This is a genomic window from Streptomonospora sediminis, assembly GCF_054778995.1.
This window is the reverse complement of the sequence record NZ_BAAGYZ010000108.1, coordinates 1-7568: the sequence shown is the minus strand read 5'-3', so window position 1 is coordinate 7568 and position 7568 is coordinate 1. Positions and strand designations below refer to the sequence as shown.

The window sequence follows — 7568 nt, the reverse complement described above, 5'->3', positions numbered from 1 at the left end:
TGTGGCGGGGGCGGTGCTGGTGGCGGGGTTGGGTTTTTCGGTGATGAGGGGTTGGTTGGGTGTGGCTGGGGTGTAGGGGGGTGGGGGTGTGTTGTGTGTGTTGGTGGAGCGGAGCTTTTCGATGAAGTTGCTGAGCTGTTGGCGGTGGATGTCGGCGGTGGTGGGGCGGTCGGGTTCGGTGGTGTCGGTGCTGTCGTGGGGGTATGGGGGCGGTGCGACGGTGGGTGTGTTGTCGTCCTCGGTGGGGCCGGCGGCGAGGTCTTCTGCGCTATAGGTGGTGTTGGTCGGGCCGGCCGTGTCGGTCGTGTCGGTGGCGCCCGCCGGGTCGGCGGCGTCGGTGGCGTCGGTTGTGCCGGCCTCGCGTGCGTGCGGGGCGGTTTGGGGTGATCCCTGGCTGGACCGCTGGTTTTGCGGCTGCGGCTGCGGCTGCGGCTGCTGCTGCGGTGGCGGCGGCGGGGTCCGGGTCGGGTGCGGGGGCCGCGGTGCGGCACCCGATCCAGCTGGAGCCGGTCCGGTACCCGAACCGGAACCCGAGGCCGGTGCGGTGCCCGAACCCGAACCGGCACCCGGTGGCCCTTGCCTCGGATCCGGCGGCCCCTGCCCCGAACCCGCCGGAGCCGTCGTGGTCGGCGTGGCAGCGGGCACGCTGTCAGCCAGGCTGTTGCGGATCTCCGTCAGGGTTCGGATCCACGACCGGTGTTCGTTCAGGTAGTCGTCGACATTGTCGTCGTACTGCCCTTTCAGGCGCTCATACTCTTCCGCCAGCGCCGTGAACTCACGCGCCGGATTGTTGTGGCTGTTGTAACGGTCGGTGCCCGGGCGGTTGTCCACTACCGCTGCAGCGGCCGAATTGAGCGGCACCCGCGAATCGAGCATCCCGTCCTCGGAGTGCGCGAGCGCATCGATGTGCCGCCGCATGTCCCTGAGGGCGGTCTCGGGCGCGGCGCGGTCCGGGTCGAGGAACCCCAGCTGGATGGCGTCCGACCGGGAGTACCAGGCGGCCTGTCTGGTGGTGGTCGTCGCGACGAACGCGTCCCCGGTCGGTTGATCGTTGGTATTGCGGTTCTGGGTCAGCACCGTCCAGTCCGCGTCGAACTCCACGAGGTAGAGCGCATCGTCGATGTTGCTCTTGTCGGTAGAGCTCCCTTTCGAGGTGAACGGTGCGGCGCTGCTCCCACCGCTGTTGTGCGTTGCCCCGGCTTCGGCGGACGGCCAGATGAGCGCGTGCATTTCGCCGGAATGGACGTCGGCGTTCTGCGAAGGGCCGCCGCTGTTGTCGAGCGTCGTGGTCTGGTTGGTTGCGGGGGCGTTGGTGTGGTCTGCACCCGAGGCACCATGGACCGCCCCCGTCGGTGTAACGCTGAGGATGCGGGGGTTGCTGTTTGCGGCGGGGCGGAACTTGAGTTGCTGCCCGGTTCTGCCGACGGGCGGCGGCCGGTAGCCGTCCGGGCCGGCGGCGTTCTCAGCGTGGGCGGCGAGGGCGGTTTCGGTGAGGCTGTCGTCGACTCCGTCGTAGTAGGCGTCGCGGCCGACCTTGTGGTCGAGGTAGGCGCGGGCGGCGTCGACGCCGGCTTGGGTGAAGCCGCCGTTCTCGGTTGTGTGGTTCGGTCCGGGCTTCCAGCCCTTTTTGGTGGCCAGGCCCACGTGGGCGAGGTCCCGGATGGGTTGGCCGCCGCGTTCGATGTTCTCGGTGAAGCCGTGTGAGGCGGCGGTGGCGCGCTCGTCCCGGTTCTGCCCGGTGAACTGGTCGACAGGGGTGCGCTCACCCTGTTGGTTGATTGTGCGCGGGGTGCGCTCCGGGGACTGGGGCGGGCGGTTGTCCGTCGGTGGTTGTGCGGTGAATTCGAGGTAGTGGTGGGCGTAGGTGGCGTAAGTGCGTCCACCGTCGCCGTGCCCCCGTACCCCGCCGTGCCGGGTGTCCCGATTCATCTGCGCCCAGGCGCCCACGCCGCGGTTGGGGAACCTCAGATTCAGGGTGACGTTGGCCTGCTGGCTGATCTGGGCTGCCGGGGTGACCATGGTGAGCTGGTTGGAGCGGCTTACCGAGTCGCCGGTGGTGGTTCCGGAGCCCTCTTGCGAAGCGATCGTGTTGTCGTGGGGCGTGTTGAAGGGGGTAGGGCGTGCGCTGTCCTGCGGGTTTCCGTTGGAGTTGGTGGGCGCCGGCGAGTCGGTCGGCACCATGAGCCCGCGGCCTTGCACACCGGCGGTGTTCTGCGTGGCGCTGCCGGTCATGACCGCGTCGGCCGTTCGGTGCTGGTGCTGTTCGCGATTTTCGACCACCGTGGTGGGGATCTCGATGCGGGCGTCGCTGAGGACGACTTCCAGTTCGATGACGGCGTCGGTGGCGGGTAGGAGGCCGTGCGCGCCGGGCCGCTTGACCTTGACCGGGATCGGGGCGCGAGCGTCGGCGTGCTTGGCCAGGTCGGAGCTAAGGGCCGCGATCACTTTGTCGCGGCTTCTCCGGGTGAGAGCGAGGTTCTGCTCCGCCAACTTGCGGTTGAGTTTGTTCAGCGCCGCGGTGGCGTCGGGCGGAGTCTGTACCTGCCCCCGCCCGCGGAATCCGGGCAGGACACGCACGTTGCGCCTGTCGTTGGGGCTCTGCTGTTCCATGATCTCGGCCGGCCCGTTCAGCGATTGCCGTTCGGGGCGGCCGCTGTAGGGCAGGTTGCGGGTCTGGCGGTCATCGGCCCCGTGCCCTGTATCAAGGCCGTCCTTGAGTAGGCCCTGGGTCATCGCGCCCCACAGGGGCATGGTGCCGGCGAAGAGCCTTCGCGAGTAGGCGTCGAGCTGGGTGTAGATGGCGGACCGGTTGATGGTGGGGCCGATGGTCCAGTTGCGGGCGAACTCCATCGCCTGCTTGAGCGTGCCGCCGGCCTCGAAGTTGGCGGCGTGGTTGCTCAACGGCTGCATGGAGATGCCGGTGGTGCGGCTTTTCGTATTGGAGGCGCCGCGGTTGCGGAAGATCCAGTTCCGTTCGGCCAGCGGACCCGAGGCCATGGCCGGTGCGTTGCCGGGGTCCTGGGGCTGGGCCGCGGGGCTGGGGCCCTGCCCCTGGCCCTGGCCTTGGTCACCCGGGGGCGGTGCGGGGTTGTTCAGGACGTTCAGCCGCGGTGCCGCTGATGTCCCCAGGGACGCACTCCACATTCGCGTATCCGCGGAGCCGCGGTCGTGGGGTGCGTGGGTTTCCTCGCGTACGGTCTCCGCGGGTACGGGTTCGACTTGAACACCGTCGACGTCGGCCCGGGCGTCGATGGTGGTGCGCAGCTCGTGCGGGGAGAAAAAGAGGCTGCTGTGGTCGTTGCTGAAGCGGCTGCCGTCCATCATGGCGATGGCCGTGACCGCCGGTGAGCTGTAGTGCGCGTAGGACTGCGTCCCCGCGGGGCTGTCGGCGACGGTGCGGCGGACCTTGCGGGCGTAGCCGTTCACCAGCCCGTCACCGCCGAGCCCGAACCTGTAGCGGCCGCCGACCCCCGCGCGAGTAAAACCGCGGTAGATGAGCTGCGCTCGGCTCAGGTTCCGGCCGTCGAGATTGTATGAGTCGGGGACCTCCAGGACACGGGCGCCGGCGTTGTGCAGCTTTTTGGAGACCTCTACATCTGCGGTGCGTGCAGGCCGGTTGATCTGGGCACCGGCCGATGGGGCATTGCGCCGCGACTGGGTGACGACCGGGCTGGGGAGGGCGTCGTAGCCGAGCTTGTTGCCTTCGGGGAGCTGCGGGGTGGCGAACTCGTGTTGGACGGTGACCGGAGCGCCGAAAAGGTTCTTACCACGGGCGCGCGGCGGCGTGTCGCTGAAGTCCCGGCCGATGTCGTCCTTGTTGTAGAGCCGGACGCTGATCGCCTTGTTCTGGACCCACAGGTCGGATTTGCCGGTGTACTTGGTGGTGTCGGTCGTTGACTCCGTGGCGCCCTGGTTCTTGTTCCGGTTTCGGGTGTAGGCCCAGACCGACCTGAGCCGGGGGAAGAGCCCCGCTTCACGCTGGTTCTGCGTATCGGGTTGGCCCTGCATGAAGTTTCCGGCGATATTGGGCGTTACCGAAGCATTGGCTATGCGGCCCTTATTTGTTCCCAGGGTAGTGGAACCCCTGCCTTCGGTGCCGACACTTCGTTCGCTCTCTCCCACGTGGCGGGGGGCGGAAGGAGCATTCTCTGGCGGGTCCGCGAAGATGCGGATGGTTTTTATGTTCTTCCGGAACGTGGCCGATTCCCGAAGTTCGACGAGGATACCGTCGGGCCCGTTGAGTTCGCTGTCCTGCGATAGAAGACCGGATTCCGAGAGGGCGTCCTTGATTCGTTGAGTGTTGTCTATGGCGGTGTCGCGGGTTCTGCGGAACGGGATACGCTCCCGCAGCTTGCGGCTTGGACTGAACCAACTCTTGTTTTCGTTCCCGAGGCGGAAGTTGTATTTGTCCTCGGTTCGGGTGTTGCTCGGAATTACAAGGCCGGGGTGTTCGTTGGCGACTTGCTCGAGTACCCGGTTGGCGAGTTCTTCAAAGACCGTGATGGGGCGTTGCTTGCTGCCGGGGTTTTCCTGGTCCTGGTTGTCGGGATGCCCGGGCACCGGTCGGGACTTGAGGTAATCGCCGTCCTCCCATGTGTAAGAGACCGGATTTCGGATGCGGGGTGCCCGGCTTCCGTTTGTATCGGGCTGTTGCGTGCCATTGGCGGGTTGGTTGCTGTTGTTGTTTCCGGGTTGGGGTGCGGTGGGCTGGGTGTTGCTGCCGCTGCCGCTGGCGGTGGCGGGTTGGGTGGAGTTGTTGGTTTGGGCGGGTCCTGTGTTGTTGGTCGCTGGGCCGCTGCCCTGTGTGCCCGGTCCGGAGGCGGGCGGCGGTGCGGTGGCTTGGCGGGCCGCGGATTCCTGCAGGATCCTGGCGTTTTCAACGGTGATGGTGTCCAGCGTTAACCCGTTGAATACCTTTTCTGTGGATTCGCCATCGAAATGGATGTAGTAATTGCGGTCGGCTTGATAAACCCCGGAAGGTTCGTCCCCCCACAGCAGCGACGAAAGGCTGCCGGTGAGATTGAAGCTGTCACCGCGTTGCCGGGTGTAGCCGGAACCAAAGTCGATCGCGGCGGCAATCCGGCCAACAACGGCGTTGACCACGGCGATGGAGATATCAAGCCCGCCGCCGATCAGCCCTCGGATGAACGAGTTCTGCGTTTTGGCCGTTGTGAATCCCTTGGTGTTTGCGATAACCGATCGCAGGTCATAGAGCTTCGGTGGGTTCCGTTGCAGTGTCAGCGTGTTCGGGAACGACCTGATATTCATGATCCGGGGTTCCCCGTCGGCGCCGTAGATGGTGAGGGGAACCGCTGTGACACCTGCTTTCCGCAGGTTATCGCGGATCATGTCATTCGTGAGGGTTCGTTCGTTGGCGGCTCTGGCCCAGGCTCGCTTCTTGGCTGCCGCGTCTTTGCGCACGGTCCACGGGGAGATCTCGTCGTTGAGGCCGACGTAGTCGTTCACCCAGTCCACGAGCTTCTGCCCTTGGTCGTCGGCGGTGGTGATATCGCCGACGAACAGGGGATGGTTGGCCGCCGCCCGGCGGAATCCGCGGTCGGGAAGCGGGCCGGTGTAGCCGGGGTGGTAGGGATCGGCGAAGGAGATCTGCTCCGGTGCGTCCGGATGGTTTTGCAGCTGGACTCCGCCGGGAACGTGCAGTTCGACGTTGAGGTTGCCGCTCGCGCGTTCCGTTCGGTCGCCGGCACTCGCGGCTTCGGGGCGGTTTTCGGTGGTGCCGTCGGCGGGTTGTGTGCGCGTGTCGTCGGCAGGCGGGGTCAGTTCCAGTTCGAGGCTCATGTTCGACGCGTAAACGTCGATAGATCCCTTGAGCTCCTCGGTCGACTGGATCGAGTGGGAATGGTTTGTTGCGATGGTTATCTGACGGCTGCGCCATCCGGCGTTGATCCTGAAGATCAGGCGGGCGCCGAGTGCGCCGAAGTCAGCCGGGGTGATGCTGAACGGGGTCACGTAGAGCGCGAGCCCGACCCCTTTGTTTCCGCCGTGGATCCCGGTGGCCTGCGTGCTCGTTGCCTGCCCTGATGATTCCCGGATCGGGTTCTTGGAATTGCTGGGCGATTCATCGCTCGGACCTGACTGCTTTGTCCATGAATCGTGGTCTTCTGGGGTATTTAGGGAATTCGGTTTGAGGGAAACCTTTCCTTTCCAGATCCGACCGGCTGCATCGCGTTCTTCGAACGAATATCCCCTGGGTTGGAACGCTTTCCGGGCGTCGCGTTGTGCCTGTTTGTTGATCGAGTTGACGATCTTGTCGGTCGGCGGCCTGGAAGTGACCGTCGGCCTATTGGCGATGCGATCGACGAGTGCCCGGGCACCGTCACCGAGACCGTTGAGCGCGATGGCGTGTGAGCCGTACACGCTCATCGGAAGCTGGTAATCAAGGTCGAACTGCTGTCCGCCCCGATGGTTCGGTCGGGAGCCCCCGGGGGTGCGTCCGCTGCCGCTCGGACCACCGGCGGTGCTGGGGCCGCCGGCGCCGGATCCGCGGACCGGAGTCTTGCCCTTGCCCCGGTTCTGGGCCTGGCTCTGATCCTGGTTCTGGTTCTGTCCTTGGCCCTGGTTCGTGGCTGCGGTGGGTGTCGGCTGCGGTTGGGTGGTGTTGTTCGGGCGGTTTCTTGAAGGTCGGATCAGGTTGCGCCACCAGGTGGCTGTGGAGCGGCGTTCGGGGTCGTTGGAGTTATCGGTTGGTTGGTTTTGGTCGCGGGGTGCTTCGGCGGCGTTGTTTTCGGGGTTGGCAGTGGGTTGCCGAGTCGAGGACTGGGGCGGTTGGGGCTGTGCTGCTGGGGGGCGGCTGCTGAGCGGGACGAGCGGGATGGCCTCGGCGGTGGCTGGGTTGGGGGCAGGGGCCCCGCTGGCGGGTGCGGTGGGTGTCGGCTGCGGTTGGGTGGTGTTGTTCGGGCGGTTTCTTGAAGGTCGGATCAGGTTGCGCCACCAGGTGGCTGTGGAGCGGCGTTCGGGGTCGTTGGAGTTGTCGGTTGGTTGGTTTTGGTCGCGGGGTGCTTCGGCGGCGTTGTTTTCGGGGGTGGCGGTCGTGTTGGTGGTGGTGCGGTTTGCTGTGGTGGGGGTGCCTGCGGGAGTGGTGCCGGTGGGGGTTGTGCGGTTGTTGGTGGTGCCGTTGTTTGTTGTGGTGGTGCCGGTTGTTCCGCCGGTTGCGCTGGTGGTGTTGGTGGCGGAGCGGGTGGTTCCGGTGATGGCGTTGGCGGGGTTGGGGGTGGCGGTCGTGTTGGTGGTGGTCCCGTTTCCCGTGGTGGGGGTGCCTGCGGGAGTGGTGCCGGTGGGGGTTGTGCGGTTGTTGGTGGTGCCGTTGTTTGTTGTGGTGGTGCCGGTTGTTCCGCCGGTTGCGCTGGTGGTGTTGGTGGCGGAGCGGGTGGTTCCGGTGGTGGCGTTGGCGGGGTTGGGGGTGGCGGTCGTGTTGGTGCCGGTCCCGTTTCCCGTGGTGGAGGCGCCGCCGCCGGTGGTGGCGCTCGGTGTGGTGCCGCCGTTGGCGGTGCCGCTGGTGGTGGATTGTCCGGCGCCGGCGGTGTTGATGGGGATGTTGGCGGTGAGGC

Annotated in this window: 1 protein-coding gene and 1 pseudogene; one reads left to right on the top strand and one right to left on the bottom strand. The window is 66.3% G+C overall.

Annotated features, from left to right (window positions below; genetic code table 11):
- Window positions 1–5799, bottom strand: a pseudogene (locus ACYVD5_RS21305) (hypothetical protein); the annotation flags it as partial.
- Window positions 5800–7051: 1252 nt separating this feature from the next.
- Between ACYVD5_RS21305 and ACYVD5_RS21300 the strand changes: the two are divergent.
- On the top strand, window positions 7052–7568 hold a 517-nt coding region (locus tag ACYVD5_RS21300), incomplete at its 3' end, for a hypothetical protein (RefSeq protein WP_461002878.1).